Source organism: Cupriavidus taiwanensis LMG 19424 (assembly GCF_000069785.1).
In the GTDB taxonomy this organism is placed as follows: domain Bacteria; phylum Pseudomonadota; class Gammaproteobacteria; order Burkholderiales; family Burkholderiaceae; genus Cupriavidus; species Cupriavidus taiwanensis.
The window spans coordinates 40,352-65,812 of record NC_010528.1; the positions used below are offsets into that span (position 1 = coordinate 40,352).

Genomic DNA, 25,461 nt, shown 5'->3' on the forward strand with positions numbered 1-25,461 from the left:
GCTGCGCCCCCGGTGCCGCGCTAGGCCGCATCGAGCCGGCTGCCCAGCCCGTACACCGACGACAGCCGCACGCCGTTGTGCGGCCACAGCGCCAGCTTGGTGCGCACGCGCGACAGGTGGCTGTCCACTGTGCGCGAGGCCGCGTCCATGTGGTAGCGCCAGACGTGGTCGACCATGGTCTGGCGCAGCACCAGCGAGCCCAGGTTGCGGAACAGCAGCACCGCCAGGTCGAATTCCTTCGGGGCCAGCAGCACTGGCTTGCCCTTGACCCACACCTGCCGCTCGGCGGTGGCAAAGCGGAACGGGCCGTGTTCCAGGTCGCAGTCCGCGCTGGCCGGCCGTGCGCGGCGCAGCAGCGCCAGCACGCGCGCGCCCAGCTCCGCGGTGCGCAGCGGCTTGGGCACGTAGCTGTCCGCGCCCTGCGCCAGGCAGGCGGCGACAAAGCCTTCTTCGTTGGAGGTGCCGGTCAGCATCACCGGCATCTCGTGGCCCAGCGTGCGGCGCACCCACGCCAGCACTTCCAGCGCCGGGATGCCCGGCGTATCGCAATCCAGCATCAGCAGATCGAACGACTTGCCGCGCAGCGCGCCGATCAGCGCGCGCCCGTTGAGGTAGCGCGTGCACTGGTGGCCGTTCAGGCGCAGGGTCTGTTCGATGCTGACGGCGAGGGTAGGGTCCGCCTGCAGCGCGGCGATCTTCACGTCGTGGCTCCTGTGCGCGGACGCACCGCAATGCGCCCGCTGAGTGGGACACAGCTTGACAACAGGGTCGGCGCGGGCACGGTTGCCCGCGGCGAAGGCCATGGTAGGAGCGGCCTGCTGAGGCGAGAAGTAAAAGATTGTTGAAAGGCGAGATTGAGCGCTTTCCTATTCGGGCGGGCCGCGGCGCCGGATTAAATGTCCCGCTAATGGCCAGCTACGTCGGAGGCAACATGGGAAAGAAAACGGCATCGCGCATTGCATCGCTGGAGGACGCGCCCGCGGATGCGGCGCTGATCCGCCAGGTCGTCGCCAGCGCGGGATTCGAATGCGTGAGCTTCGGCGAAAGCCGGCGCCTGCTGCTGGCGCTGCGCGACGCCGGCTTCGACCTGCTGCTGCTGGACTGGCAGATGCCCGACCTGTCCGGACGCGAGGTGCTGGCCTGGGTGCGCACCCACCTGGACCGGCGCATCCCGGTCATGTTCCTGAGCTGCCGCGATGCCGAGCACGATATCGTCAGCGCGCTTGCCGCAGGCGCCGATGACTACATGGTCAAGCCGATCCGTCCGGCGGAGCTGGCCGCGCGCATCGAGGCCCTGCTGCGGCGCGCCTATCCCGCGCAGGCGTCGCCGCACGCGCCGCTGCGGCTGGGCGATTACGCCTTCGACTGCGCGCTGCGCAAGGTCACGTGCAACGGCCAGCCGATCGGCCTGACGCCCAAGGAGTTCGACCTCGCGGTGCTGCTGTTCCGCCACGAAGGCCGCATCGTCACGCGCGACCACATCACCGCCGCGGTCTGGGGCCGCGAGATTTCGCCGATGTCGCGCACCATCGATACCCATGTGTCGCGCGTGCGCAGCAAGCTCGGACTGCAGGCCGAGCACGGCATGCGCCTGACCCCGGTCTACACGCATGGCTACCGGCTGGAGCGCATGGCACATGCCGAGCGGGCCGCCGCATGACGGCACGCCCGCTGCGCCACGCGCTGGTTGCCGCGGCCTTGTGCCTGGGCGGCTGCTGGCTGGCACGGCGCTCGCGCGGCGCCGCTGCCGTGCCGGCGCCGGCCAGCGAAGGCCGCGGCGACGTGCGCGATCCGGATGCCGTGCGCGACATGCTGTTGCATGTGCTGGGCCACGACCTGCGCGAACCCAATGCCTCGCTGCTGGCGTGGCTGGCGCTGCGCCAGACCCGCTCGCAGGCCGATGCGGCGCTGCTGGCGCAGGTGGAAGGCCATGCGCGCCGCTCGCTGCGCCATATCGACGACCTGAACCGGCTGCTGCGCGAAACGCGGCATGCCTATCGGATGCGGCGGCTCGCCATGGACACCCTGCTCGATGAAGCGCTCGACCGCGTCTGGACCGAAGCCGGCGAGGCCGGGATCCGGCTGGAACGCCCGGCGGGGCGCCTGCCGCGCCTCGGCGGCGACGCGGCGATGCTGGCCGCCACGCTGGAGTGGCTGCTGACCAGCGCCATCGGCGCGGCCGCGCCTGGCACGGCCGTGCGCACCGCGTGCCGAGGCCACGCCGGTGGCGTGGCGCTGTCGATCGTGTTCCGGCCCGCCGATGACGCGGGCGCGGCGCACCTGGCGCGGCCCGGACCCGCGCTGCTGTGCGCGCAGCGCGTGGTGGCCCGCCATGGCGGGCTGCTGGTGCCGCTGCAGCCCATGCACGGCCCGGCTGCGCAGGCCGGCTGGTACCTGTGGCTGCGGCGCCGGCCGCGCCCATGAAAAAAGGCACCCGAAGGTGCCTTTGGCCAGGAACTGCTGATCGGGAATCGATCAGAAGATGTGGCGGATACCCAGGGCAGCGCCGGTCTGGTTGTTGCGACCCGGCATTTCGGTGATGGTGCCGCCCGAAACCTTGTTGAAGTCAACCGTGCCGTAAACCTGGGTGCGCTTGGACAGCGAGTACTCGGCCAGCAGCACGCCGGTGTAGCGGCGGCCGTTGTTGTCGTTCACGCCGTTGACGTTTTCGACGTAGTCGCCGTAGAACACGCCGGTCAGGGCCAGCGCCGGGGTGGCCTGGTAGGTCACGCCGATGTAGCCGATGGTGTCCTTGCGCGGGTTGGCTGCGGCGTTGCCGCCAGCCGGGATCGGGTTCAGCGTGGCGCCGCCCGTGAAGTTCAGCGAAGCATCAACCGAACCGGTGCGGTCCTTGCCGCCGATATAGCCCAGGAAGATCTTGGCCGGGCCAATCGAGTACTTACCGGCAGCGCCCCACATCTGCTGCTTCTCGCCGGTGGTGTTACGAACTTCCTGGTACACGCCGCCGATGCCGAACGGACCAAAGGTGTAAGCGGCACGGGTGCCCCAGTACTGGTTCTGGCTCATGCTGCCCGGCTGCTCGCCGAAGCCGTAGCTGGCGCCCACGTCCAGGCCGCCGAACTTGCCGCCGTAGCTGACCACGTTGTCGTTACGGAAGTTGGTCAGGAAGAACGGCCAGGCGTTGTTGGTGTAGTTGCCGATGGTCAGCGGATCAAAGTCGCCGAAGAAATTAAAGCCTTCGGTGTACTGGCGGCCCAGCTTGATCGTGCCGAAGTCACCCGACAGGCCAACGTAAGCCTGACGACCAAACAGACGGCCGTTAGGGTTGGTGGCGCTGGCCTGGTTGGAACGGCCGGTATCCGGGTCAAAGCCGCCTTCCAGCTGGAAGATCGCCTTCAGGTTATTGCCGAGGGCTTCGCTGCCCTTCAGGCCCCAGCGGCTGTTGGTGACGGCGCCGTTGGTCAGTTCCCACGAGTTGTCATTGTTGGCGTTCGCGTTCGTCTGGAAGCGGATGCTCTGGTCGACGATGCCGTACAGGGTGACGGAGGATTGTGCGAAAGCCGAACCTGCCAACAGGCTGCCGGCTGCGAGGACGATGGCCGATTTCTTCATGGTGCTCCTTTTCTGTCTTGTACTGTGCCTTTCGCCGGATCACGGCGGGCATAAGGTCTACGTTTCCTGTAAACGCCGCGAAAATTTAACAAAACGTAAGGAACAAGGACACAAAACTCCGTGGAGCCGCGCTTTCAAGCAGGAAATTGGTGCAATTCCGTTGTCTGGCCGCTACAGAATTCTGCATTTGGGGGCTGCGGCAGCGTTGCGGCACCGCATAGAAGCAGCGCGGAGCGGAGCAGCGGGGCGCAGGAAGCGCCGGGGGCGGGAGGGTGAAAGAAGGGAACGGGGCGTCGAGCCCCGTGGGCACATGGACCCGGCGTTGCCGGGTCCTGTCCTCAGTGCTGCGGGATCTCGATCTTGACCTCGAGCACCTCGAGGTTGTCCTGGCGTTCCAGGCTGACGCGCAGGTCCTGGTCGCCGATCTTGACGTACTTGGAAATCACCGCCACCAGCTCGCGCTGCAGCGCGGGCAGGTAGTCGGCGGGGGCGGAATGGCCCGTGCGCTCGTGCGCCAGGATGATCTGCAGCCGCTCCTTGGCGACCGACGCTGACTTCTTCTTCTCTCCCAGCAGGAAGGAAAGGATCGACATGGGGTGAGCCCTCCTGGACCGTTACTTGTTGCCGAAGATGCGCGAGAACAGCCCCGGCTTCTGGTAGTCGGTGAAACGCATCGGCTTGTCCTTGCCGAGGAAGCGGTCCACCACGTCGCTGTAGGCGTCAGATACATCGCTGCCTTCCAGGTGGATGGCGGGCGTGCCCTGGTTGGAGGCGTGCAGCACCGCTTCCGATTCCGGCACCACGCCGATCAGCTTGATGCGCAGGATCTCCTGGATGTCGGTCAGCGACAGCATCTCGCCGCCGTGCACGCGCTTGGGGTTGTAGCGGGTGATCAGCAGGTGTTCCTTGATCGGCTCGCCGCCCTCGGTGGCGCGCTTGGTCTTGGACGCCAGGATGCCGAGGATACGGTCCGAATCGCGCACCGACGACACTTCGGGGTTGGTGACGATCAGCGCCTCGTCGGCGAAGTACATGGCCATCAGCGCGCCCGACTCGATGCCGGCGGGCGAGTCGCAGACGATGTATTCGAAATCCATCTCGATCAGGCCGTTGATCACCTTCTCGACGCCCTCGCGCGTGAGCGCGTCCTTGTCGCGCGTCTGCGAGGCGGGCAGGATGAACAGGTTCTCGCACTTCTTGTCCTTGATCAGCGCCTGGCGCAGGTTGGCTTCGCCCTGCACCACGTTGATCAGGTCATACACCACGCGGCGCTCGCAACCCATGATCAGGTCGAGGTTGCGCAGGCCGACGTCGAAGTCGATCACGGCTGTCTTGTGGCCGCGCAGGGCCAGGCCGGCGGCAAAGCTGGCGCTGGTGGTGGTCTTGCCGACGCCTCCCTTGCCGGAGGTCACAACGATGATTTTTGCCATGGCTCTTTGGTCCAGTAATAAGTTGAAGCTTGCGCTCTCTATGATCCGGTTCCGGGAACGCCGCGGTTACTTGAGCCGCAGCGCTTCGAGGATCAGTTTTTCATCGGCCAGGCGCACCTGGGCGGTCTTGCCGTGCACGTCGGCCGGGAGCGTCTGCTCCGCGGTCCGGTAGATGCCGGCGATGGAAATCAGTTCGGGCTCCATGCACGTGCTGAAGATGCGCGCGGCGGTGTTGCCCTTGACACCCGCCAGCGCGCGGCCGCGCAGCGGGGCATAGATATGGATGTTGCCTTCGGCGATGACCTCGGCACCGTAGCTGACCACGTCCATGATGACCACGTCGCCCTGCGCGTAGACCTGCTGGCCCGAACGCAGCGGCTTGTCGATCAGCAGGGTCTGGTGCTGGCGCACGGCGGCGGCCACGGCCGCGTCGGTGGCCGCCTGCGCCGCGGCGCGGGCGGCTTCCTCGCGCGCCGCCTGTTCCGCGGCGGCCTGTTCCGCGGCGGCGGCGGCCCTGGCCTCGGCGGCACGCTCGGCGGCGCCGTTGCGGCGGGCCTGGCTGTCGAGCAGCGGCAGGCCGAAGCGCTCGGCCCACTCGCGCTGGCCGGCACGGGCCACCACGCCGATGGCGCGGGCCTTGAGCGTGGCGAGCGTGTCGATCACGGTGCCGAGCGCGACTTCACCGTCATCGTCGAGCGCGCGCAGGTCCAGCGCGATCACGTCATTGGAGAAGAAGTCGGGAGTGGCTTCGAAGCGGGTGAGGAGGTCATCCCGCAGCGCAGCCATGTCGGCGGTCTGGAGGGCGAGAAGGAGGGCGTCGACGTTGCCACTGCGCAGCTCGAAGCGTGGCGATTTCTTCTGGGACATAGCCGGGTGACCGTGGAAATGCCACATTCTAACGTTGTATCTGTCGCGAACTGTAACAATTGGATCGATATGTACCGCAGGTGGCGCGTGGGCTCCATGTGCATGCCCATGGCCCGCCGCAAGTGTGGCCGGGGCGGCTTGCGCGGCATCGGCACCGCGCGGTCCCGGCACCATGCAAAGCCTTGTTACGATTGCGCCATCTGATCAGCGGAGTTTCCATGGGCGCCATCGTCAATTGCGTGGCTTACCGGCAGGGCAAGCGGCTCGGCACGGTAAGCATGGAAGAAATCCCGGCGGTGCTGGCCGTGCCTGGCACCTTCGTCTGGCTGGGCCTGCACGAGCCCGAGCTGGCGCTCCTGCGGCAGGCCCAGCAGGCCTTCGGCCTGCACGACCTCGCGGTCGAAGACGCGACCAATGCGCACCAGCGGCCCAAGCTCGAGGCCTACGGCGATTCCGTGTTCGTGGTGCTCAACACCGCGCAACTGGTGCAGGATGAAGTGGTGGTCGGCGAGACCCATCTGTTCGTCGGACCCAACTACGTGGTATCGGTCCGCCACGGCGCGAGCAGCACCTATGCGCCGGTGCGCGAGCGCTGCGAGCACGACCCGCAGGGCCTGGCGAACGGGCCCGGCTATGTGCTGTATGCGCTGATGGACTTTGTCGTCGACCATTACCTGCCCATCGTCACGCGCCTGGAGGACACCTTCGAGGCGCTGGAGCAGGGCATCTTCCGCGACGAATTCGACCGCGCCGCGATCGAGCGCCTGTACCAGATCAAGCGCCAGGTGCTGCGCCTGCGCAATGCGGTCAGCCCGGTCGAGGACATGTGCGGCCAGCTGATCCGGCTGCACGAAGAGCTGGTGCCGAAGGAGCTGCGCGCCTATTTCCGCGATATCGAGGACCACGCCAGCCGGCTGGTGCGCACGCTCGACGTGGTGCGCGAGATGCTGACCACGGCGGTGCAGGTCAACCTGGCGCTGGTGACCGTGGGCCAGAACGAAGTGGTCAAGCGGCTGGCCGGCTGGGGCGCGATCCTGGCGATTCCGACCGTGGTGTTCAGCCTGTACGGCATGAACTTCGATTTCATGCCGGAGCTGAAGGTGCACTATGCCTATCCGGCCGTGATCGGCGTCACCGCGCTGGCCTGTGGCGCGCTGTGGCGGCGTCTGCACCGTGCGGGGTGGATCTGAGCCTCGGTTCGATTTATTGGCGCGACGAATGATCGGGTCGTGATTTCTTTCTTGTCGATTATTCGCGCCAATAATCCAGCCGCTACCTGCTGCCCCTGCGGACTCCTACACTGGAGCAAAGAAGGCCTCGCGCCCGGAGTCCGCCATGTCGAAAGCCCATCCCTCGCGTGCCGCCATGCTGGCCGGCATGCTTTGCGCATGGCTGCTTGTGCCAACCGCCGCCGGCGCCCCCCAGCCGCCTCCGCCCGCGCAGGCGCAGACCCGCGATGCGGTAGCGGCTTACGAATCTGGCCGCTTCGACGAGGCCTTGCGGGGTTTTGCCGGCGCCGCGCGCCAGGGCAACCGACTCGCACAATTCAACTACGCGATGATGCTGCTGCGCGGCGAAGGCACCGCCGCGCGGCCGCAAGAGGCGTTGGTATGGCTGCGCAAGGCGGCCGACAACGGCATGACCCATGCGCAATACACCTGGGGCGATCTTTACGAGCGCGGCCAGCTGGTGCCGAAATCGCTGGAAGAGGCGAACCGCTGGTATGAGCGCGCGGCGCAGGGCGGCCACGTGCAGGCGCAGATGGAACTGGCGACGAACTATTTCACCGGACGCGGCGTGCCGCGCGACTACGGGCAGGCGTTTGCGTGGTACCAGCGCGCGGCGAGCGCGGGAGACGGTGGCGCGCAGTACATCGTCGGCAGCTTCTATGAGCGTGGCGAGCCCGGCGTGGTCGACCAGGATATCGAGCAGGCGAAGATCTGGTACGCGCGCGCCGCGGCGCGCGGGGACACGGGGGCGCTGGCGAAGCTGAGGTCGCTGCTGGAGGAGACGGTGAAGGGGAGGGCGGGGATGTAGGGAGGAATTGCCCATGCAAGCTGCTCGACATCCACTGAAGCCTCAAACTCCCGTCATTCCCGCGCAGGCGGGAATCCAGCGTCTTTGAAGTCCCGAAGGGGAACTAAAAGCCACTGGGTCCCCGCCTGCGCGGGGACGACAACCACCGGTTACTGGCAAAAGGGTAGCAAACCGGCGGGTTGGAAAGGACTAGGCGGCCTTACCCCAGCTTCTTCCTCAGCAACTCATTCACCTGCGCCGGATTGGCCTTGCCCCTGGTCGCCTTCATTGCCTGGCCGACCAGCGCGTTGAACGCCTTTTCCTTGCCCGAGCGGAATTCCTCGACCGACTTGGCATTGGCGGCCAGCACGTCGTCGATGATCTTCTCCAGCTCGCCGCTGTCGGACATCTGCTTCAGGCCCTTGGCCGCGATGATGGCGTCGGCGTCGCCGTCGTGCTCGCCCGCCCACATGGCCGGGAACACGTCCTTCTTGGCGGTGTTGTTCGACACCGTACCGTCGGCGATGCGCGCCAGCAGCTTTGCCAGCTGCGCCGGCCGGACCGGTGCGTCGTCGATGGCGATGCCTTCGCGGTTCAGCTGCGACGACACGTCGCCCATCAGCCAGTTGGCGGCGGGCTTGGCGTTGGCGGCGCCGGCGTCGGCAACCACGGCCTCGTAGTAGGCGGCGAAGGCCTTGGTCGCGGTCAGCGTGGTCGCGTCATACGCCGACAGGCCGTATTGCGACACGAAGCGCGCCTGCATCGCGGCCGGCAGCTCCGGCAGCGCATCGCGCACGCGCTCGACCCAGGCCGGCTCGATCTCCAGCGGCATCAGGTCGGGGTCGGGGAAGTAGCGGTAGTCGTGCGCGTCTTCCTTGGTGCGCATGGCGCGGGTCTCGCCGGTGTCCGGGTCGAACAGCACGGTCGCCTGCTGGATCTTGCGGCCGTCCTCGATCTCGGCGATCTGCCACTGCACTTCATATTCGATGGCCTGCTGCAGGAAGCGGAACGAGTTCAGGTTCTTGATCTCGCGGCGCGTGCCGAATTCCTTCTGGCCGACCGGGCGCACCGACACGTTGGCGTCGCAGCGGAAGCTGCCTTCCTGCATATTGCCGTCGCAGATGCCCAGCCACACCACCAGCGAGTGCAGCGCCTTGGCGTAGGCCACCGCTTCGGCGGCGCTGCGCATGTCGGGCTCGGTGACGATTTCCAGCAGCGGCGTACCGGCGCGGTTCAGGTCGATGCCGGTCATGCCGGCAAAGTCTTCGTGCAGCGACTTGCCCGCGTCTTCTTCCAGGTGCGCGCGCGTCAGGTTGACGGTCTTCTCGTAGAACTCGCCCTTCCTGCCTTCGACCTGGATGGTGATGGTGCCGCCCTGGACCACCGGGATCTCGTACTGGCTGATCTGGTAACCCTTGGGCAGGTCCGGGTAAAAGTAATTCTTGCGTGCGAAGATGCTGCGCGGCGCGATGGTGGCGCCGATCGCCAGGCCGAACTGGATGGCGCGCTCGACCGCGCCCTGGTTGAGCACCGGCAGCACGCCCGGCAGCGCCAGGTCCACCGGCGACGCCTGCGTGTTGGCCTCGGCGCCGAAGGCGGTGGAGGTGCCGGAAAAAATCTTGGAGGCCGTCGACAGCTGCGCGTGCGTTTCGAGGCCGATCACCACTTCCCATTGCATGGCGGTATTCCTGTTCGGTTCTTTGGGTGTTGTCTGTTGCGGGGGAGCGGCAGCGCCGCCCTGGTGTTCTGTCTGGTCTTGCGTGCCGGTCAGGGGTCGGGACTGGCCAGCCAGGAGTCGAGCTGTGCCAGCGCGGCCACGCGCGCCACCGCGTCGCCGCCAACGGTGACGCTCTGGCTCTTGCGCATGGCGGCGGCGGGCACGTCGGTGCGCCGATGCAGCTCGCTGGTGCCATCGAAGCCGTGATAGGCGCCCGGGTAGATTTCAAGCCGGAAGCGCGCCCCCGGCTGGCGCGCCTGCACTGCGCTCTGCAGCATGGCGCAGCGGGTTGCCGGGGTCCAGTCGTCGGCGCCGCCGATCATCAGCAGCAGCGGCGAGCGCAGGCGGAAGCTGTGCTGCTGCACCGCGCGCTTGCAGCCCGGGTAGAACGCCACCGCGCGCTCGACCGGCGGCGTGCCGGCCGGCCACGGGCGGCTGGCATCGACGGTGGCCAGCACTGCCTGCGCGCCGTTCGACCAGCCCAGCAGCACGATGCGCGAGGCGTCGACCGCGGGCTGCTGCGCCACCCAGCGCAGCGCGGCGAGCGCGTCGGCGCGGCGGGTGCGCTCGTCGATGGCGCGGTTATCGATGGGCTCGGCGCAAATGCCGTGGGGCTTGCCGCGCGCGCTGAAGCTGTCGGGCATCAGCACCGCATAGCCGCGTTCGGTGAGCCAGTGCGCGTATTCGCGGTAGCGTTGCTGCAGCAGTGCGGAAACATCCGTCGTGCCGGCGACGGTGCTCGTGGCGGCCGTCGTGCCGTCGCGCCGCGCGCCCTGGGCCAGCAGGCCGCCGCAGCCGTGCAGCGCCACCACCACGGGCAACGCCCGCGGCGTGGCGCCTTCGCGCGGCAGGAACCAGTAGGCGGTCAGCGCCGGCGTGGCGGCATCGCCGCGCAGCTGGACCCGCTGCGCGGGCACGGGCGCGACGGCAGCCCTGGCCGCCGCCGAAGAAGCGGGCGCGGCCCGGCTCACCGCGTTGGGCGCCAGCACGCCCGCCGGCGTCAGCGGTGCCGGTGCGTCCAGCGCGGGTGCCGGCAGGTCCGGCGTATGCGCCGCGGCGCCGGCCAGCCATGCGCTGCATCCCAGCGCCACCGCGGCGCTCAGCCACGCGCCCGCCGGACGTGCGGGGCGCGGCGCGTGTTGCGGAGTGACGGGTGCGTGGACCATGGACGGTTGCTGTGGCTTAGGCGACTTCAGCGCGTGGCGGCACAGCCGCCGCTGCCGGGCTCGAACATCACCGGCCAGGCCTGTTCATAGATACCGGGCGTGCAGCGCTGCTGGCAGTTGGCATGCGCCAGCGTGACGCGGCGCGGGTCCTGCCAGACCATCAGCTTGCAGCCGCTGCCGTCGTTGGCGCGCAGTTCGATATGCGGCTTCTTCTGGACCTGTCGGAACTCGGCCAGGTTGAAGCTGCACGAGCCGCGCTTGCCGACCCACAGCTTCCACGACAACTGCTGCACGCTGTTGTCCGAGATGCGCAGCTGCGCGTCTTCGCGGAAGCCGTCCTCCTCGGTGCGGCGGCAGTCGCCGGCCAGGTCGATGTCGCGGCTGGCGATCGGCGTGGGCTTGCCGATGATCGGCAGCTGGATACAGCCTGCCGCCAGCGTGGCGAATACCAGGGCGGCGAGCAGCCGGAGGAAGGTCGGGTTCATGGTCAGGCCTTGGCCGGGCGGCGCAGGTGCCAGTCGGTCGCCTGCTGGAACGCGTGCGCGGCCTGCAGCAGGCGCGCTTCGTCGAAGTAATTGCCGATCAGCTGCAGGCCCACCGGCATGTTGCCCTCGCCGAAGCCGCACGGCACGCTCATGCCGGGCAGGCCGGCCAGGCTGGTCGACAGCGTGAAGATGTCGGCCAGGTACATCTGCACCGGGTCCGAGGTCTTCTCGCCCAGCTTCCACGCCACCGTCGGCGCCACCGGGCCCATGATCACGTCGCACTGGGCAAAGGCGCGCTGGAAGTCGTCGGCGATGATGCGGCGGATCTTCTGCGCCTGCAGGTAGTAGGCGTCGTAGTAGCCGTGCGACAGCACGTAGGTGCCGACCAGGATGCGGCGCTTGACCTCGGCGCCGAAGCCTTCGGCGCGGGTCTTCTTGTACATGTCGAGCAGGTCGCGGTACTCGGCGGCGCGGTGGCCGTAGCGCACGCCGTCGAAGCGCGACAGGTTCGACGAGGCCTCGGCCGGCGCGATCACGTAGTACACCGGGATCGACAGCTCGGTCTTGGGCAGCGACACCTCGACCAGCGTGGCGCCCAGCTTTTCATATTCGGCCAGCGCGGCGCGCACGGCCTGTTCCACGTCGGCCGACAGGCCCTTGCCAAAGTACTCCCGGGGCAGGCCGATGCGCAGGCCCGCCAGCGGGCGCTCGGCCGTAGCGCCGGCGCGCGGCTGCCCCAGCAGGCGGGTGTAGTCCTCGTCCACGCCGCCCTGCGCGGGCGGGATGCTGGTCGAGTCCTTCGGGTCGAAGCCGGCCATGGCGTTGAGCAGCAGCGCGCAGTCCTCGGCGGTGTGGGCCATCGGGCCGCCCTGGTCCAGCGACGAGGCGAAGGCAATCATGCCGTAGCGCGACACGCGGCCGTAGGTCGGCTTGATGCCGGTGATGCCCGAGAACGATGCCGGCTGGCGGATCGAGCCGCCGGTGTCGGTGCCGGTGGCGGCGGGCGCGAGGCCGGCGGCGACGGCCGCGGCCGAGCCGCCCGACGAGCCGCCGGGCACGCGGCCGGCGTCCCACGGGTTGCGCACCGGGCCGAAATGCGAGTTCTCGTTGGACGAGCCCATCGCGAACTCGTCCATGTTGGTCTTGCCCAGCGTGACCATGCCGGCGGCGGCCATGCGCTCGACCACGGTGGCGTCGAACGGGCTTTCATAGTTGCCGAGCATCTTCGAGCCGGCGGTGGCGCGCCAGCCGCGCGTGACGAACACGTCCTTGTGCGCGACCGGCACGCCGGTCAGCGGCGCGGCCTCGCCGCGCGCGCGGCGTTCGTCCGCGGCGCGGGCCTGGGCCAGGGTCAGCTCGGCATCGACATGGATAAAGGCGTTGAGCGCGGCGGCCTGCTCGATGCGGGCCAGGTACTCGCGCGCGAGTTCCTCGGCGGAGACGGTGCGCGCGGCCAGGGCGTCGGCTAGCTGGCGCAGGGAGGTCACGGAATCAGCGGAAAAGGGCATGACAGTCGGTTGGCATCAGGGGTGTTGTACTGGCGGCGGCACGTGGCGCGTGGCGGCACGGCCGGACAAGGGTCATTCGATGACCTTGGGCACCAGGTACAGGCCGTTTTCGGTGGCGGGCGCGGGGCGCTGATAGTCTGCGCGGCGGTCGGTTTCGGTGACCACGTCCTCGCGCAGGCGCTGAACCATGTCGCGCACTGCCGACAGCGGGTGCGCCTGCGGTTCGATGCCGGTGGTGTCGACCGCCTGCATCTGCTCGACCAGCGAGAAAAAGTTGTTCAGCTGCGCAAGCGTCTGGGCGGCCTCGTCATCGCTGGTTTCGATGCGGGCGAGGTGGGCAATGCGCTTGACGTCGGATAGGTCGAGGGCCATGGCGTGGTGGGTCGGATGCTCGTATGCGGAAGGTGCCGGCAGCGGCCGGCGGCCAGCCGTGCGGCGGTGGCGCCGCGCGGTCGGGCAGGGCGGCTCCGGGAGCGCTGCAACGGCGCAACGGAGTCGTCGGAATTACAGGGTTTTTCAGGCCGTAAACGCCCGAAGCAGCAGGAATTATAAGGTATCATTGCGTGCTCCCGACCTTTGGCAACGCCTTCGTCACTTTGCCGCGCGCCCGCCCCCCGCTGGCCCGCCGTGCCCGGCGGCCGAAGGTGCCCGAAGGGAAACCTGGGTCCTCTGATTAGGCCTTTGCCGCCGGCCGCGACACGCCCCAATGCCACGGGCCGCGACGCGCCGGTGCCTGCACATTTTTGTGCGCATTGTCGCGAACTTTCTCGCGAGGTCTAATCAAAGGTTCCCGTAGGGCCAGCCTGCCTGGCAAGACGCGGCGGTGCCGAACCCGACTCCCATCCAGCATCCCGCGGGTCCCCCGCGCCGGAGCGTGGGCGGGCCGGGAAGCCGAGAACCATTCCGTATTCAACACCCAAGCCATGCGTGGCCGGGCCGCTCGCGGCGCCGGCCACTTCGCCTACCCGCGAACACCATCACAGACAGGATTCCTGATGTTCGGATTTCTCCGCAGCTACTTCTCCAACGACCTGGCGATCGACCTCGGCACCGCCAACACGCTGATCTACATGCGCGACAAGGGCATCGTGCTGGACGAGCCCTCGGTCGTTGCGATCCGCCAGGAAGGCGGCCCCAACGCCAAGAAGACCATCACGGCGGTGGGCAAGGAAGCCAAGCAGATGCTGGGCAAGGTCCCGGGCAACATCGAGGCGATCCGCCCGATGAAGGACGGCGTGATCGCCGACTTCACCGTGACCGAGCAGATGCTCAAGCAATTCATCAAGATGGTGCATGACAGCAAGCTGCTGCGCCCGAGCCCGCGCATCATCATCTGCGTGCCGTGCGGCTCGACCCAGGTCGAGCGCCGCGCCATCCGCGAATCGGCGCTGGGCGCCGGTGCCAGCCAGGTCTACCTGATCGAGGAGCCGATGTCGGCGGCGATCGGCGCCGGTCTGCCGGTGTCGGAGCCGTCGGGCTCGATGGTGGTGGATATCGGCGGCGGCACCACCGAGGTGGGCATCATCTCGCTGGGCGGCATGGTCTACAAGGGCTCGGTGCGCGTCGGCGGCGACAAGTTCGACGAGGCCATCGTCAACTACATCCGCCGCAACTACGGCATGCTGATCGGCGAGCAGACCGCCGAGGCGATCAAGAAGGAAATCGGCTCGGCCTTCCCGGGCTCCGAAGTCCGCGAGATGGAAGTCAAGGGCCGCAACCTGTCCGAAGGCATCCCGCGCGCCTTCACCGTGTCGTCCAACGAAATCCTGGAAGCCCTGACCGATCCGCTGAACCAGATCGTGTCCGCGGTGAAGATCGCGCTGGAACAGACCCCGCCCGAACTGGGCGCCGACATCGCCGAGCGCGGCATGATGCTGACCGGCGGCGGCGCGCTGCTGCGCGACCTGGACCGCCTGCTGGCCGAGGAAACCGGCCTGCCGGTGCTGGTCGCCGAAGACCCGCTGACCTGCGTGGTGCGCGGCTCCGGCATGGCGCTGGAACGCATGGACAAGCTCGGCAGCATCTTCTCCTACGAGTAAGAAGGACGCTCACGTGGCGATGCGCGGCCTGCCGGATCGACCGATCATGGCGGCGTCGCGGCGCCTCATCCGCCGGGGCCGGGCCCTGGCAGCTCCCGCCGCCCGACCGTGCCGCGCCTGTCCCCGCCAGGGGCCGGGGCGCGGCACGGCGGGCGGCGGGGCGTTTCCGCGTGGCCTCCGGCCTTTGTTCGGGTAAATGGATTACTCCCCTCCGCCGCTCTTCAAGCAAGGCACCTCGGCCGTCGCCAGGCTGGTCCTGTACGTGGGCATCGCGCTGGCGCTGCTGGTGGTCGATGCCCGTTTCGACGCGCTGCGCGTAGGGCGGCAGGTCGCCGCCACCGTGCTGATGCCGGTCGAGCGCCTGGTGCTGGCGCCGCGCGACGCGTTGCGCACCATGTTCGACTATGCGCAGTCGTCGGCGACGCTCGCCACCGAGAACCGCGAGCTGCGCCAGAACGCCGTGCAGCAAGCCCAGGCCTCGGTGCGCCAGGCTCAGCTCGAGGCCGAGAACAACCAGCTGCGCAAGCTGCTGGGCCTGGCACAGCAGTCGGCCACGCCGGTGACGGCGGCCGAGATCCTGTATGACGCGCGCGACCCGTACAGCCAGCGCATCGTCATCGACAAGGGCAGCCAGCACGGCCTGCGCGCCGGCTATCCGGTGATCGACGAGCGCGGCGTGGTCGGGCAGGTGACGCGCGTGTCGCCGTTCCAGTCCGAGGTGACGCTGCTGACCGACAAGGACCAGGCGATTCCGGTGCAGGTGGTGCGCAACGGGCTGCGCAGCGTCGCCTTCGGCGGCGCCCGCGCGGGCCACCTGGATCTGCGCTTCATGGCCGCCGCCGCCGACCTGCAGCAGGGCGACCTGCTGGTGACCTCGGGCCTGGATGGCACCTATCCGCCGGGCCTGCCGGTGGCGAAGATCGTGCAGATCGAGCGCAAGGCCGATACCGCGTTCTCGCGCGTCTATTGCGAGCCGGTCGCCGGCGTGCGCGCGCACCGCCAGCTGCTGGTGGTGCGCTACGACGCCAACATCCCGGCGCGCGAAGCGGTCGAGGCCCGGCCGGAAGCGCCGGTTAAGGGCGCCAAGTCGGCCGCGGCACGCGCCGCCGCCGACAGCGCCGCGGCCGCCAAGGCCTCGCCCGCCAAGGAGGCACCACGGTGACCAATCCCCAATACCTGCTGCGGCCGGTCAATCCGGCCTTTATCGCCTTCAGCTTCGTGCTGGCGTTCCTGTTCAACCTGATGCCGTGGGGCACCACGCTGTGGATCCCGGACATGGTGGCGCTGGTGCTGGTGTTCTGGAACATCCACCAGCCGCGCAAGGTGGGCATGGGCGTGGCCTTCCTGCTGGGCCTGCTGATGGACGTGCACGATGCGCGCCTGCTGGGCGAGCATGCGCTGGCCTACACGCTGCTGGCCTACTTCGCCATCACCATCCACCGCCGCGTGCTGTGGTTCACCGTCTATACCCAGGCGCTGCACGTGCTGCCGCTGCTGTTTATCGCGCACGCGGTGCCGGTGCTGATCCGGCTGGCCATGGGCGCGCCGCTGCCGGGCTGGCCGCTGCTGCTGGCGCCGGCGATCGAGGCGCTGCTGTGGCCGCTGGCCACCAGCCTGCTGCTGGCGCCACAGCGCCGCTCGACCGATGTCGACGAGACCCGGCCGATCTGACGCCGCCATCGCCCGCCATCGCCACTATCGCCATCATCGCCCACCACCGATGCCTCCAGGCCACGCAGTATCATGACCGAAATCCGCAACGTCGAACTGGAAATCGGCCGCTTCCGCATCCGCGTGGCGGCGGCGGCGCTGTTTACGGTGATCTGCTTCGGCCTGCTGTTCTCGCGCTTCCTGTGGCTGCAGTGGTACAAGCATGACCAGTACTCGGCCAAGGCCGAGGACAACCGGATTTCGGTGGCGCCGATCGAGCCCAACCGCGGCATCATCATGGACCGCAACGGGATCGTGCTGGCGCGCAACTATTCGGCGTACACGCTGGAGATCACCCCGTCCAAGCTGACCGATACGCTGGAAAACACCATCGAAGGCCTGTCGGCGCTGGTCGAGATCCAGCCGCGCGACCGGCGCCGCTTCAAGCGTCTGATGGAGGAATCGCGCAGCTTCGAAAGCCTGCCGATCCGCAGCCAGCTGACCGACGAAGAGGTGGCGCGCTTTTCGGCGCAGCGCTTCCGCTTCCCCGGCGTCGACGTGCGCGCGCGGCTGTTCCGCCAGTACCCGCTGGGCGAGTCGGCCTCGCACGTGATCGGCTACCTGGGCCGGATCTCGCAGCGCGACCAGGAGCGCATCGAGGCCATGGACGAGGCCAACGATGCCGACGGCGCGAAGTATGACCCGCGCAAGGATGCCGACAACTACAAGGGCACCAACTACATCGGCAAGATCGGCCTGGAGCAGAGCTACGAAAGCGAGCTGCACGGGCTGACCGGCTTCGAGGAAGTGGAAGTCAGCGCGGGCGGCCGACCCATCCGCACGCTGTCCACTTCGCCCGCCACGCCCGGCAACAACCTGATCCTGTCGCTCGACATCCGCCTGCAGCAGCTGGCCGAGGCGCTCTATGGCAACCGCCGCGGCGCACTGGTGGCGATCGAGCCGTCCACCGGCGACATCCTGGCCTTCGTCTCCAAGCCGACCTTCGACCCCAACCTGTTCGTCGAGGGCATCGACACCACTACCTGGAACGAGCTCAACGGCTCGCCCGACAAGCCGCTGCTGAACCGGCCCCTCAGGGGCACCTATCCGCCGGGATCGACCTACAAGCCTTTCATGGCGCTGGCGGCGCTCACCACCGGCAAGCGCACCGCGGCATGGGGCATGTCCGACCCGGGCTACTTCACGCTGGGCAACCACACCTTCCGCGACGACAAGCCGGGCGGCCATGGCTGGGTCGACATGCACAGCTCGATCGTGCATTCATGCGACACCTATTACTACGCGCTGGCGCGCGACATGGGCGTCAACGGCATCCACGACTTCATGAAGCCGCTGGGCTTCGGCCAGATCACGGGCATCGACATCGAGGGCGAAAGCCGCGGCATCCTGCCGTCGACCGACTGGAAGCGCAAGGCCTACCGCAAGCCGGAGCAGCAGAAGTGGTATGACGGCGAGACCATCTCGCTGGGCATCGGCCAGGGCTACAACAGCTTTACCATCCTGCAGCTGGCGCAGGCGACCTCGGTGATCGTCAACGACGGCAAGGTGATGAAGCCGCACCTGGTCAAGGCCATCGAAGACGCGGTCACGCGCAAGCGCACGCTGACCGTGCCCAAGGAAAGCTACACCATCCCGCTCAAGCAGTCCGACATCAACGTGATCAAGCGCGCCATGGTGGCGGTGACGCACTCGGGCACGGCCGCGCGCGTGTTTGCCGGCGCCGCCTACGAGTCCGCGGGCAAGACCGGCACGGCGCAGACCTACAGCCTGTCCAAGGGCGAGAAGTACAACCACCACGCGCTCGCCGAGCACAAGCGCGACCACTCGCTGTACACGGCGTTCGCGCCGGCCGACAACCCCAGGATCGCGATTGCGCTGATCGTCGAGAACGCCGGCTTCGGCGCCGCGGTGGCCGCGCCGATCGCGCGCAAGGTGATGGACTACTACCTGACCGGCAAGTGGCCCGCCGAGCTGGAGGCGATCGCGCCGCCCGCCGGCGAGCGCCTCGCCGGCCGCGCGCCGGTGGATACGCCGAGCGTGTTCACCACCGGCCAGACCGCCAGTATTGCCAGCGCCACGGTGATGTCCGGCGGCGGCGCCCCGGCCAGCGGCGCGGCCGCCAGTGCGGTGGCGGCGGCCTCGGCCGCGCAGTTGCCGACGCCCGAGGCGATCGCCGCGACGCTGGATCCCGATGCGATTGCCCCGGCCTCGGCGGTGCAGACGCTGGACCAGCGCATGCTGCAGGCGCTTGGCCACAGCAAGCCGCAGACCCCGGCGCCGGCCTCCGCGACGGTCGTGCCGGCCAAGGCGCCCGCGCCCAAACCACGTGTCAAGCCGGTCGCTGCCAAGGCAGCCAGCGGTGCCGACGCCACCCGCTGAAGGAGACGCGCATGGATCGACGCCGCGTCATGTCCCTGGTCAAGACCGCGCTGACCGGTTTTGACAAGCCGCTCTCGCTGATCGTGTTCCTGCTGTTCGCCACCGGCATCGTGGCGCTGTACTCGGCCGCCATCGACATGCCCGGCCGGGTCGAGGACCAGCTGCGCAACATCCTGCTGTCGTACGTGGTGATGTTCGTGATTGCCTACCTGCCGACGCAGACCCTGATGCGGGTGGCGGTGCCGATCTATACGGTGGGGGTGGCGCTGCTGATCGCGGTGGCCATGTTCGGCCTGATCCGCAAGGGCGCGCGCCGCTGGCTCTATGTCGGCATGGTGATCCAGCCGTCCGAGATCATGAAGATCTCGATGCCGTTGATGCTGGCGTGGTACTTCCAGAAGCGCGAGGGCGTGATCCGGTGGTTCGACTTCATTGTCGCGCTGGGCCTGCTGCTGATCCCGGTGGGCCTGATCGCCAAGCAGCCCGACCTGGGCACCGCGCTGCTGGTGATGGCCGCGGGCCTCTACGTGATCTACTTCGCGGGGCTGTCGTGGAAGCTGATCCTGCCGCTGATGGGCATCCTGGTGGTCGCCATCACGCTGCTGATCACGTTCCAGAACGACATATGCGCGCCCGGCGTGAACTGGCCGGTGCTGCACGACTACCAGCAGCACCGCGTCTGCACGCTGCTGGATCCGACTAGCGATCCGCTCGGCAAGGGCTTCCACACGATCCAGTCGATCATCGCGATCGGCTCGGGCGGTGTCCAGGGCAAGGGCTGGCTCAAGGGGACGCAGACCCACCTGGAGTTCATCCCGGAAAAGCACACCGACTTCATCTTCGCCGTGTACTCGGAAGAGTTCGGCCTGATCGGCAACGCGGTGCTGCTGGTGCTGTACCTGCTGCTGATCTTCCGCGGGCTCTTTATCGCGGCCAATGCGCCGACGCTGTTCTCGCGGCTGCTGGCGGGTTCGATCACGCTGATCTTCTTCACCTATGCCTTCGTCAACATGGGCATGGTCAGCGGCATCCTGCCGGTGGTGGGCGTGCCGCTGCCGCTGCTGAGCTACGGCGGCACCGCGCTGGTGACGCTGGGCGCTGGCATCGGCATCCTGATGAGCATTTCGCGGCAGAAGCGGCTGATCCAGACGTAGGCTGGGGCATGCCTGCGGTTTGCTCCCCTCTCCCCCAAGCGGGAGAGGGAGCCGCCAGCGTGGGATCGAGCGTTTTCGCCGCGCCCGTCACGACCGCTTTGCTAAACTGCCACCCACTTTATCTCTACCGGTCCACGCCCCATGAACGCCCAAGACGTTGCCGCCTACCTGCAGAGCCATCCCGAGTTCTTCGAAGAGCATGCCGAGCTGCTGGCCGCGGTGCAGCTGACCAGCCCGCACAGCCATCGTGCTGTGTCGCTGCAGGAGCGCCAGATGGAAATCCTGCGCGAGAAGAACAAGGGCCTGGAGCTGCGCCTGGCGGACCTGGTCCGCCATGGCCACGAGAACGACCGCACCCAGCAGCGCCTGCATGACTGGCAACTGCGGCTGCTGGCCGAGGCCGATTCGCATGCGCTGCCATATGCGGTGCAGGACGGCCTGCAGCAGGTCTTCGACGTGCCGGCGGTGGCGCTCAGGCTTTGGGATGTCGCCGAGCAGTACGCGCACATGGAAGTGGCGCAGGGCGCCAGCGAAGACCTGCGCATCTTTGCCGAAGGCCTGCGCGCACCGTATTGCGGCAGCAACAGCGGCTTCGAGGCGGCCAGCCTGCTGGAGCGCGACGATGTCACCTCGCTGGCGATGGTGACGCTGCGCGTGCCGGTGCGCGCCGGCGAGGCCGAGGCCGGCGCCGACGTGCGTGGCGCGGCCTTTGGCTTGCTGGTGCTGGGCTCGCCCGATCCGCGCCGCTTCCACGACGGCATGGGCACCGCCTACCTGTCGCAGATCGGCGCAGTGGCGGGCGCTGCGCTGAACCGGCTGCGCGACTGAAGCCGCGGCCTTGCGATAACGCCATGACTGCACGCCGGCCGCCGCGCGCTGTGGTCCCATCGTCCGCGCCCGCGGACGGCGAGGCGCCGCCGCCAGATCCGCTGGTCACGCGCTATCTCGACTGGCTGCGCGGCAGCCGCAAGCTGGCCGAGCACACGCTGTCGGGCTATGCCCGCGAACTGCGCGTGCTGCAGGCGCACGCGGCGCAGCATGCGCCGGGTGTCGCGCTGCTGGCGCTGCAGACGCACCATATCCGCAATTTCGCCGCACGGCTGCATGCCGCCGGGCTGGTCGGCACCAGTATCGGGCGCGCGCTGTCGGCATGGCGCGGCTTCTATCTGTGGGCGGCGCGCCATGGCCATGGCGTGAGCGTGAATCCGGTCGACGGCGTGCGCGCGCCGCGCTCCGGGCACGCGCTGCCCAAGGCGCTGTCGGTCGAGCACGCGGTGGCGCTGGTCGCACACCCTGCCGGCACCGATGCCGAGGCGCTGCGCGACCAGGCTGTCTACGAGCTGTTCTACTCGAGCGGGCTGCGGCTGTCCGAGCTGGTGCAGCTCGATCTGCGCTATGCCGAAGCCGACGGCTACCGCTCCAGCGGCTGGCTCGACCTGGCCGGCGCCGAGGTCACCGTGACCGGCAAGGGCTCGCGCCGGCGCACGGTGCCGGTAGGCGGCAGGGCCATCGCCGCGCTGCAGGCGTGGCTGGCGGTGCGCGACGGCTTGCTGCGGCCGGGCGCCGCGCCCGAGGATGCCCATGCCCTGTTCCTGGGGCCGCGCGGGCGGCGCCTGTCGATGCGCACGGTGCAGTTGCGGCTCAAGCAGCAGGCGCTGCGCGCCGGGGTGCCGGCCGACGTGCATCCGCATATGCTGCGGCATTCCTTTGCCACCCACATGCTGCAGTCTTCCGGCGACCTGCGCGCGGTGCAGGAGATGCTGGGCCATGCCAGCATCTCGACCACGCAGGTCTACACCGCGCTGGATTTCCAGCACCTGGCCAAGGTCTACGACAAGGCCCACCCGCGCGCCGGCCGGGCGCGCGCAAAGCCGGCAGCCGATGCCGCTGCAAGTGCGGCGCGCGTCGACGACACCCCGGAAGACTGACTCACTCCCACTGCGCCAGCACCTCGCGGAAGCGCTCGATTTCCGGCAGCAGCCAGCCGCGGAATGCCTGCACCTTGGGCAGGTTCAGCGAGCCCGGCGCGCACACGAAATACAGCAGCCACGGACACGGGATGCTGACGTCGAACAGCCGCACCACGCGCCCGGACAGCAGGTCGTTGCAGGCCAGCGAAGAGCGGATCAGGGCGATGCCCTGGCCTTCCGAGGCGGCCTGCAGCAGCAGCGACGAATCTTCCAGCAGCAGGCCCTTGCGGGGCTCGGGCCAGTCGAGCCCGGCGGCGTCGAACCACGGCTTCCACGGATCGCCCTCGCCGCGCAGCAGCGGCATGCCCGCCATGTCCTGCGGCCGTCCGGGCAGGCGTCCGCCGTTGAAGGCGGGGCTGCAGACCGGGAAGAATACATCGTCGAGCAGCCGCTCGACATACAGGCCGGGATAGTCGCCACTGCCCATGCGCAGCGCGATATCGACTTCCTCGTGCGCAAAGTTGACCAGCGTGTTCGACGACAGCAGCTCGACATCCAGTTCGGGATGGCGCTCGATAAAGCTGCCGATGCGCGGCGTCAGCCAGCGCGCGGCAAACGACGGCATGGTGCTGATGGTCAGGCGCTTGTCGCGGTTGCCGGCCTGCAGCGCGCGCGTGGCATCGGCGATCTGCAGCAGCGCGTCGCGCACGCGCTCGGCATAGAGCCGGCCGGCCGGGGTCAGCGCTACGCGCTTGCCGTGCCGCTCGAACAGCGGCATGCCCAGTTCGTCTTCCAGCGCGCGGATCTGGTGGCTGACCGCGCCGTGGGTGACGAACAGCTCGGTTGCCGCGCGCGAAAAGCTCTCGTGCCGCGCCGCGGCTTCGAACGCGCGCAGCGCGGTCAGGGCCGGCAGGCGCGGCAATTCGCGGTGCCAGCCGCGCGGCATGTCTTTCTCCCAGGCGCTCTTCCAGGCCATGGCCGTCTCCAGACGATCGGGGTTATGTGAGATTCGCTAACAAGAACAAAGAAAATATATCGTTTTGATAGTGGTCGGGCAATCACTAATATTTCATCACCGGCCCCCGCTTTGCACACTTCTTCACGGCGATATTCGCAGGATTTAACTGGCCTGGTCCCCTTGCCGGGCCAGTTCCTGCGGCCCGCCGAGAATCCGTACTGCGTCTGGCGTATCCCCGCCAGGGCCGGCTGAACGGAGAACCACCATGAAAACCGTGCTCACAACGACCGAGTTCACCCTGAATCCTGGCGAAGTCACCGCGCTGTCGGTGCACGCCGCGCAGCGCCTGCATGTTGCAGACGCCCGTGGCACCGACGTGTGGCTGACCCGCGAAAACGATTCGGAGGACTACTGGCTGCGTTGTGGCGGCAGCCTGCTGCTGCGCGCCGGGGACGAGGTGGTGATCAGCATCGACCCGCGAGCTGTGCATCCGGTGCGCCTGGCGCTGATTGCCGAAGCCCGCCGTCCGGTGCTGGCGCTGGCCGACCTGCCGCACCTGGTGTACCGCAGCCTGCGCCGGCTGGTTCGAGGCACCGAATGGACGCCGAACCAGGACCGGGTCACCGCATCCTGAAGGGCAGGACGGCGCACCGTCCGCGTCGCCTGGGGCCCGGGGCCATCTGCGCCTGGTCTGGTCGCGTGACGCTTCGGACGGTTCCGCGTCTTCCACCCCCTGAACGGGGCAGGCAGGGCCGGCGCAAGCCGGCCCTTTTCGTTACACTCTCGCCATGCATCCGATTCAAGTCATCGAACGCGGCCGCGAGGACTATCAGCCGTGTTTCGACGCGATGCGCGCCTTCACCGCCGCACGCACCCCCGAGACGCCCGACCAGGTCTGGCTGGTCGAGCATCCGCCGGTCTACACGCTGGGCCAGGCGGGCGATCCCGCGCACCTGCTGGCTCCGGACGAGCGGATTCCGGTGGTGCAGATCGACCGTGGCGGCCAGATCACTTATCACGGCCCGGGCCAGGTAGTGGCCTATCTGCTGCTGGATTTGCGCCGCCGCCGCCTGATGGTGCGCGAGCTGGTGCACGGCATCGAGCAGGCCGTGCTGGACACGCTGGCGGCGTATAATCTCGCAGCCGAACGCAAGGCCGGCGCCCCCGGCATCTACCTGTCAGGCGGGCCGCACAGGGGCGCCAAGATTGCCGCGCTCGGCCTCAAGATCCGCAACGGCTGCAGCTACCACGGCGTCAGCCTCAACGTGCAGATGGACCTGTCGCCGTTCCTGCGCATCAATCCCTGCGGCTATGCCGGACTGGAAACGGTCGACATGGCCACCGCGGGTGCCACTTGTCCGGTGGCCGATGCCGATGGCGCGCCGGTGCCCGTGACCGCGGCAACACAACCCGAGATCGCACAGCGCCTGGCGGCTGCATTGTGCGAGGTGCTGGCAGCGCACGAGGCTCGCGTGCTGGCGGCCGAAGAACCTGCCGCCCCGGCCCTGGCCTCCTAGTCAAAAGCGAAATGCACGCCGAGCGCGTGCGGAGAAATGTATGAGCGACGCACTGATCGCCCCGAACGCCTCTTCCAGCGAAGCCCCGCAGTCCCCCGCGGAGCACTACGATCCGACCCGCAAGCAGAAGTCGGCCGACAAGACCGCGCGCATCCCCATCAAGATCGTGCCGGCCGAGAAGCTGAAGAAGCCGGACTGGATCCGCGTGAAGGCCGCCACCGGCAATTCGCGTTTCTATGAGATCAAGGACATCCTGCGCGCCAACAACCTGGTGACGGTGTGCGAGGAAGCCAGCTGCCCCAATATCGGCGAATGCTTCGGCAAGGGCACGGCCACCTTCATGATCATGGGCGACAAGTGCACGCGCCGCTGCCCGTTCTGCGACGTCGGCCACGGCCGCCCCGATCCGCTCGATGTGAACGAGCCCGGCAACCTGGCCCGCACTATCGCCCAGCTCAAGCTGAACTACGTGGTGATCACCAGCGTCGACCGCGACGACCTGCGCGACGGCGGCGCCCAGCACTATGTCGACTGCATCTCGCAGACGCGCGAGCTGTCGCCCGCTACCCGCATCGAAGTGCTGGTGCCCGACTTCCGCGGCCGCCTGGACAAGGCGCTGGACATCCTGCAGGCGTGCCCGCCCGACGTGATGAACCACAACATGGAAACCGTGCCGCGCCTGTACAAGCAGGCGCGCCCGGGCGCCGACTACGCGCACTCGCTCAAGCTGCTGCAGGAGTTCAAGCGCCGCAACCCCAACGTGCCGACCAAGTCCGGCCTGATGGTCGGCCTGGGCGAGACCGACGAGGAAATCCTGGAAGTCATGCGCGACATGCGCGCGCACGACATCGACATGCTCACCATCGGCCAGTACCTGGCGCCGTCGAACCACCATCTGCCGGTGCTGCGCTACGTGCATCCCGACACCTTCAAGATGTTCGAGGAAGAGGCCTACAAGATGGGCTTCACCCACGCCGCCGTGGGCGCGATGGTGCGCAGCTCCTACCATGCCGACCAGCAGGCGCATCAGGCGGGGTTTGCCTGAGCGGGTTGGTTGGGCATAAGAAAACG

The 25,461-nt window shown here is 68.2% G+C and carries 25 protein-coding genes; 14 read left to right on the forward strand and 11 right to left on the reverse strand.

Annotation, left to right across the window (positions count from 1 at the left end):
* Positions 1-20: 20 nt before the first annotated feature.
* Complete coding sequence (locus RALTA_RS00195) at positions 21-701, reverse strand: response regulator transcription factor (protein WP_012351382.1); 681 nt, start codon at positions 699-701, stop codon at positions 21-23.
* A gap of 230 nt (positions 702-931) precedes the next feature.
* Here RALTA_RS00195 and RALTA_RS00200 point away from each other — a divergent pair, with 230 nt between their 5' ends.
* Positions 932-1,660: a response regulator transcription factor gene (locus RALTA_RS00200; RefSeq protein WP_012351383.1), complete on the forward strand. Its 729-nt coding sequence runs from the start codon at positions 932-934 to the stop codon at positions 1,658-1,660.
* On the forward strand, positions 1,657-2,424 hold the full coding sequence (locus tag RALTA_RS00205; RefSeq protein ID WP_012351384.1) for a sensor histidine kinase: 768 nt from the start codon (positions 1,657-1,659) through the stop codon (positions 2,422-2,424). The genes RALTA_RS00200 and RALTA_RS00205 overlap by 4 nt, the downstream gene beginning before the upstream one ends.
* Before the next feature lie 51 nt (positions 2,425-2,475).
* Here RALTA_RS00205 and RALTA_RS00210 read toward each other — a convergent pair whose 3' ends face one another.
* The 4 genes from RALTA_RS00210 to minC form a co-directional block, all read right to left on the reverse strand.
* Positions 2,476-3,573: a porin gene (locus RALTA_RS00210; RefSeq protein ID WP_012351385.1), complete on the reverse strand. Its 1,098-nt coding sequence runs from the start codon at positions 3,571-3,573 to the stop codon at positions 2,476-2,478.
* Positions 3,574-3,911: 338 nt separating this feature from the next.
* Complete coding sequence (minE, locus tag RALTA_RS00215; RefSeq protein ID WP_012351386.1) at positions 3,912-4,166, reverse strand: cell division topological specificity factor MinE; 255 nt, start codon at positions 4,164-4,166, stop codon at positions 3,912-3,914.
* 21 nt (positions 4,167-4,187) lie between these two features.
* Entirely contained in the window at positions 4,188-5,003 is an 816-nt protein-coding gene (gene minD, locus RALTA_RS00220; RefSeq protein ID WP_012351387.1) for a septum site-determining protein MinD, read from the reverse strand.
* Between the two features lie 66 nt (positions 5,004-5,069).
* Positions 5,070-5,870 carry a septum site-determining protein MinC gene (gene minC / locus RALTA_RS00225; protein WP_041232029.1) on the reverse strand — a complete coding sequence of 267 codons (801 nt, stop codon included), beginning with the start codon at positions 5,868-5,870 and terminating at the stop codon, positions 5,070-5,072.
* Between the two features lie 218 nt (positions 5,871-6,088).
* Here minC and RALTA_RS00230 point away from each other — a divergent pair, with 218 nt between their 5' ends.
* Both RALTA_RS00230 and RALTA_RS00235 read left to right on the forward strand, forming a co-directional pair.
* Positions 6,089-7,060, forward strand: a complete 972-nt coding sequence (locus RALTA_RS00230; RefSeq protein ID WP_025585506.1) for a magnesium and cobalt transport protein CorA — start codon at positions 6,089-6,091, stop codon at positions 7,058-7,060.
* A gap of 145 nt (positions 7,061-7,205) precedes the next feature.
* Positions 7,206-7,907: a tetratricopeptide repeat protein gene (locus RALTA_RS00235; protein WP_012351390.1), complete on the forward strand. Its 702-nt coding sequence runs from the start codon at positions 7,206-7,208 to the stop codon at positions 7,905-7,907.
* Between the two features lie 199 nt (positions 7,908-8,106).
* Here the strand turns inward: RALTA_RS00235 and gatB are convergent, their stop codons facing one another.
* The 5 genes from gatB to gatC form a co-directional block, all read right to left on the reverse strand.
* Positions 8,107-9,564: an Asp-tRNA(Asn)/Glu-tRNA(Gln) amidotransferase subunit GatB gene (gene gatB, locus RALTA_RS00240; RefSeq protein WP_012351391.1), complete on the reverse strand. Its 1,458-nt coding sequence runs from the start codon at positions 9,562-9,564 to the stop codon at positions 8,107-8,109.
* 89 nt (positions 9,565-9,653) lie between these two features.
* Positions 9,654-10,769 (reverse strand): dienelactone hydrolase family protein, encoded by a 1,116-nt coding sequence (locus RALTA_RS00245; RefSeq protein WP_012351392.1) that lies wholly within the window; start codon positions 10,767-10,769, stop codon positions 9,654-9,656.
* 26 nt (positions 10,770-10,795) lie between these two features.
* On the reverse strand, positions 10,796-11,254 hold the full coding sequence (locus tag RALTA_RS00250; RefSeq protein ID WP_012351393.1) for a hypothetical protein: 459 nt from the start codon (positions 11,252-11,254) through the stop codon (positions 10,796-10,798).
* A 2-nt stretch (positions 11,255-11,256) separates the two neighbouring features.
* Entirely contained in the window at positions 11,257-12,762 is a 1,506-nt protein-coding gene (gene gatA, locus RALTA_RS00255) for an Asp-tRNA(Asn)/Glu-tRNA(Gln) amidotransferase subunit GatA (RefSeq protein ID WP_012351394.1), read from the reverse strand.
* Positions 12,763-12,834: 72 nt separating this feature from the next.
* Positions 12,835-13,134 (reverse strand): Asp-tRNA(Asn)/Glu-tRNA(Gln) amidotransferase subunit GatC, encoded by a 300-nt coding sequence (gatC, locus tag RALTA_RS00260; RefSeq protein WP_012351395.1) that lies wholly within the window; start codon positions 13,132-13,134, stop codon positions 12,835-12,837.
* Positions 13,135-13,757: 623 nt separating this feature from the next.
* On the opposite strand from gatC, the gene RALTA_RS00265 reads away from it, so the two are divergent.
* The 7 genes from RALTA_RS00265 to RALTA_RS00295 all read left to right on the forward strand — a co-directional run bounded on the left by RALTA_RS00265 (position 13,758) and on the right by RALTA_RS00295 (position 21,933).
* The gene (locus RALTA_RS00265; protein ID WP_008648066.1) at positions 13,758-14,801 is read left to right on the forward strand and encodes a rod shape-determining protein; all 1,044 of its coding nucleotides are present in this window, start codon (positions 13,758-13,760) and stop codon (positions 14,799-14,801) included.
* 196 nt (positions 14,802-14,997) lie between these two features.
* On the forward strand, positions 14,998-15,963 hold the full coding sequence (gene mreC / locus RALTA_RS00270) for a rod shape-determining protein MreC (protein ID WP_012351396.1): 966 nt from the start codon (positions 14,998-15,000) through the stop codon (positions 15,961-15,963).
* Complete coding sequence (gene mreD / locus RALTA_RS00275; protein ID WP_012351397.1) at positions 15,960-16,472, forward strand: rod shape-determining protein MreD; 513 nt, start codon at positions 15,960-15,962, stop codon at positions 16,470-16,472. The genes mreC and mreD overlap by 4 nt, the downstream gene beginning before the upstream one ends.
* Before the next feature lie 72 nt (positions 16,473-16,544).
* Complete coding sequence (mrdA, locus tag RALTA_RS00280) at positions 16,545-18,851, forward strand: penicillin-binding protein 2 (protein WP_012351398.1); 2,307 nt, start codon at positions 16,545-16,547, stop codon at positions 18,849-18,851.
* Between the two features lie 11 nt (positions 18,852-18,862).
* The gene (gene rodA, locus RALTA_RS00285; RefSeq protein WP_025585497.1) at positions 18,863-20,005 is read left to right on the forward strand and encodes a rod shape-determining protein RodA; all 1,143 of its coding nucleotides are present in this window, start codon (positions 18,863-18,865) and stop codon (positions 20,003-20,005) included.
* Positions 20,006-20,146: 141 nt separating this feature from the next.
* Positions 20,147-20,833, forward strand: coding sequence for a DUF484 family protein (locus RALTA_RS00290; RefSeq protein ID WP_012351400.1), 687 nt, complete (start codon positions 20,147-20,149; stop codon positions 20,831-20,833).
* Positions 20,834-20,856: 23 nt separating this feature from the next.
* Positions 20,857-21,933 carry a tyrosine recombinase XerC gene (locus tag RALTA_RS00295; protein WP_041232030.1) on the forward strand — a complete coding sequence of 359 codons (1,077 nt, stop codon included), beginning with the start codon at positions 20,857-20,859 and terminating at the stop codon, positions 21,931-21,933.
* A 1-nt stretch (position 21,934) separates the two neighbouring features.
* Here the strand turns inward: RALTA_RS00295 and RALTA_RS00300 are convergent, their stop codons facing one another.
* Positions 21,935-22,891, reverse strand: a complete 957-nt coding sequence (locus RALTA_RS00300) for a transcriptional regulator GcvA (RefSeq protein WP_050976428.1) — start codon at positions 22,889-22,891, stop codon at positions 21,935-21,937.
* A gap of 247 nt (positions 22,892-23,138) precedes the next feature.
* Here RALTA_RS00300 and RALTA_RS00305 point away from each other — a divergent pair, with 247 nt between their 5' ends.
* From RALTA_RS00305 to lipA, 3 genes are all read left to right on the forward strand, one after another.
* A complete protein-coding gene (locus RALTA_RS00305; protein ID WP_012351403.1) occupies positions 23,139-23,507 on the forward strand; it encodes a DUF2917 domain-containing protein in 369 nt (122 codons plus the stop codon).
* A 154-nt stretch (positions 23,508-23,661) separates the two neighbouring features.
* Positions 23,662-24,390 carry a lipoyl(octanoyl) transferase LipB gene (gene lipB / locus RALTA_RS00310; protein ID WP_012351404.1) on the forward strand — a complete coding sequence of 243 codons (729 nt, stop codon included), beginning with the start codon at positions 23,662-23,664 and terminating at the stop codon, positions 24,388-24,390.
* A gap of 40 nt (positions 24,391-24,430) precedes the next feature.
* Positions 24,431-25,435, forward strand: coding sequence for a lipoyl synthase (gene lipA, locus RALTA_RS00315; protein ID WP_012351405.1), 1,005 nt, complete (start codon positions 24,431-24,433; stop codon positions 25,433-25,435).
* Positions 25,436-25,461 lie beyond the last annotated feature (26 nt).

Coding starts and splice junctions, on each gene's coding strand:
- RALTA_RS00200 (WP_012351383.1), top strand. CDS start 932: ATGGGAAAGAAAACGGCATCGCGCATTGCATCGCTGGAGGACGCGCCC.
- RALTA_RS00205 (WP_012351384.1), top strand. CDS start 1,657: ATGACGGCACGCCCGCTGCGCCACGCGCTGGTTGCCGCGGCCTTGTGC.
- RALTA_RS00210 (WP_012351385.1), bottom strand. CDS start 3,573: ATGAAGAAATCGGCCATCGTCCTCGCAGCCGGCAGCCTGTTGGCAGGT.
- minE (WP_012351386.1), bottom strand. CDS start 4,166: ATGTCGATCCTTTCCTTCCTGCTGGGAGAGAAGAAGAAGTCAGCGTCG.
- minD (WP_012351387.1), bottom strand. CDS start 5,003: ATGGCAAAAATCATCGTTGTGACCTCCGGCAAGGGAGGCGTCGGCAAG.
- minC (WP_041232029.1), bottom strand. CDS start 5,870: ATGTCCCAGAAGAAATCGCCACGCTTCGAGCTGCGCAGTGGCAACGTC.
- RALTA_RS00230 (WP_025585506.1), top strand. CDS start 6,089: ATGGGCGCCATCGTCAATTGCGTGGCTTACCGGCAGGGCAAGCGGCTC.
- RALTA_RS00235 (WP_012351390.1), top strand. CDS start 7,206: ATGTCGAAAGCCCATCCCTCGCGTGCCGCCATGCTGGCCGGCATGCTT.
- gatB (WP_012351391.1), bottom strand. CDS start 9,564: ATGCAATGGGAAGTGGTGATCGGCCTCGAAACGCACGCGCAGCTGTCG.
- RALTA_RS00245 (WP_012351392.1), bottom strand. CDS start 10,769: ATGGTCCACGCACCCGTCACTCCGCAACACGCGCCGCGCCCCGCACGT.
- RALTA_RS00250 (WP_012351393.1), bottom strand. CDS start 11,254: ATGAACCCGACCTTCCTCCGGCTGCTCGCCGCCCTGGTATTCGCCACG.
- gatA (WP_012351394.1), bottom strand. CDS start 12,762: ATGCCCTTTTCCGCTGATTCCGTGACCTCCCTGCGCCAGCTAGCCGAC.
- gatC (WP_012351395.1), bottom strand. CDS start 13,134: ATGGCCCTCGACCTATCCGACGTCAAGCGCATTGCCCACCTCGCCCGC.
- RALTA_RS00265 (WP_008648066.1), top strand. CDS start 13,758: ATGTTCGGATTTCTCCGCAGCTACTTCTCCAACGACCTGGCGATCGAC.
- mreC (WP_012351396.1), top strand. CDS start 14,998: ATGGATTACTCCCCTCCGCCGCTCTTCAAGCAAGGCACCTCGGCCGTC.
- mrdA (WP_012351398.1), top strand. CDS start 16,545: ATGACCGAAATCCGCAACGTCGAACTGGAAATCGGCCGCTTCCGCATC.
- rodA (WP_025585497.1), top strand. CDS start 18,863: ATGGATCGACGCCGCGTCATGTCCCTGGTCAAGACCGCGCTGACCGGT.
- RALTA_RS00290 (WP_012351400.1), top strand. CDS start 20,147: ATGAACGCCCAAGACGTTGCCGCCTACCTGCAGAGCCATCCCGAGTTC.
- RALTA_RS00295 (WP_041232030.1), top strand. CDS start 20,857: ATGACTGCACGCCGGCCGCCGCGCGCTGTGGTCCCATCGTCCGCGCCC.
- RALTA_RS00300 (WP_050976428.1), bottom strand. CDS start 22,891: ATGGCCTGGAAGAGCGCCTGGGAGAAAGACATGCCGCGCGGCTGGCAC.
- RALTA_RS00305 (WP_012351403.1), top strand. CDS start 23,139: ATGAAAACCGTGCTCACAACGACCGAGTTCACCCTGAATCCTGGCGAA.
- lipB (WP_012351404.1), top strand. CDS start 23,662: ATGCATCCGATTCAAGTCATCGAACGCGGCCGCGAGGACTATCAGCCG.
- lipA (WP_012351405.1), top strand. CDS start 24,431: ATGAGCGACGCACTGATCGCCCCGAACGCCTCTTCCAGCGAAGCCCCG.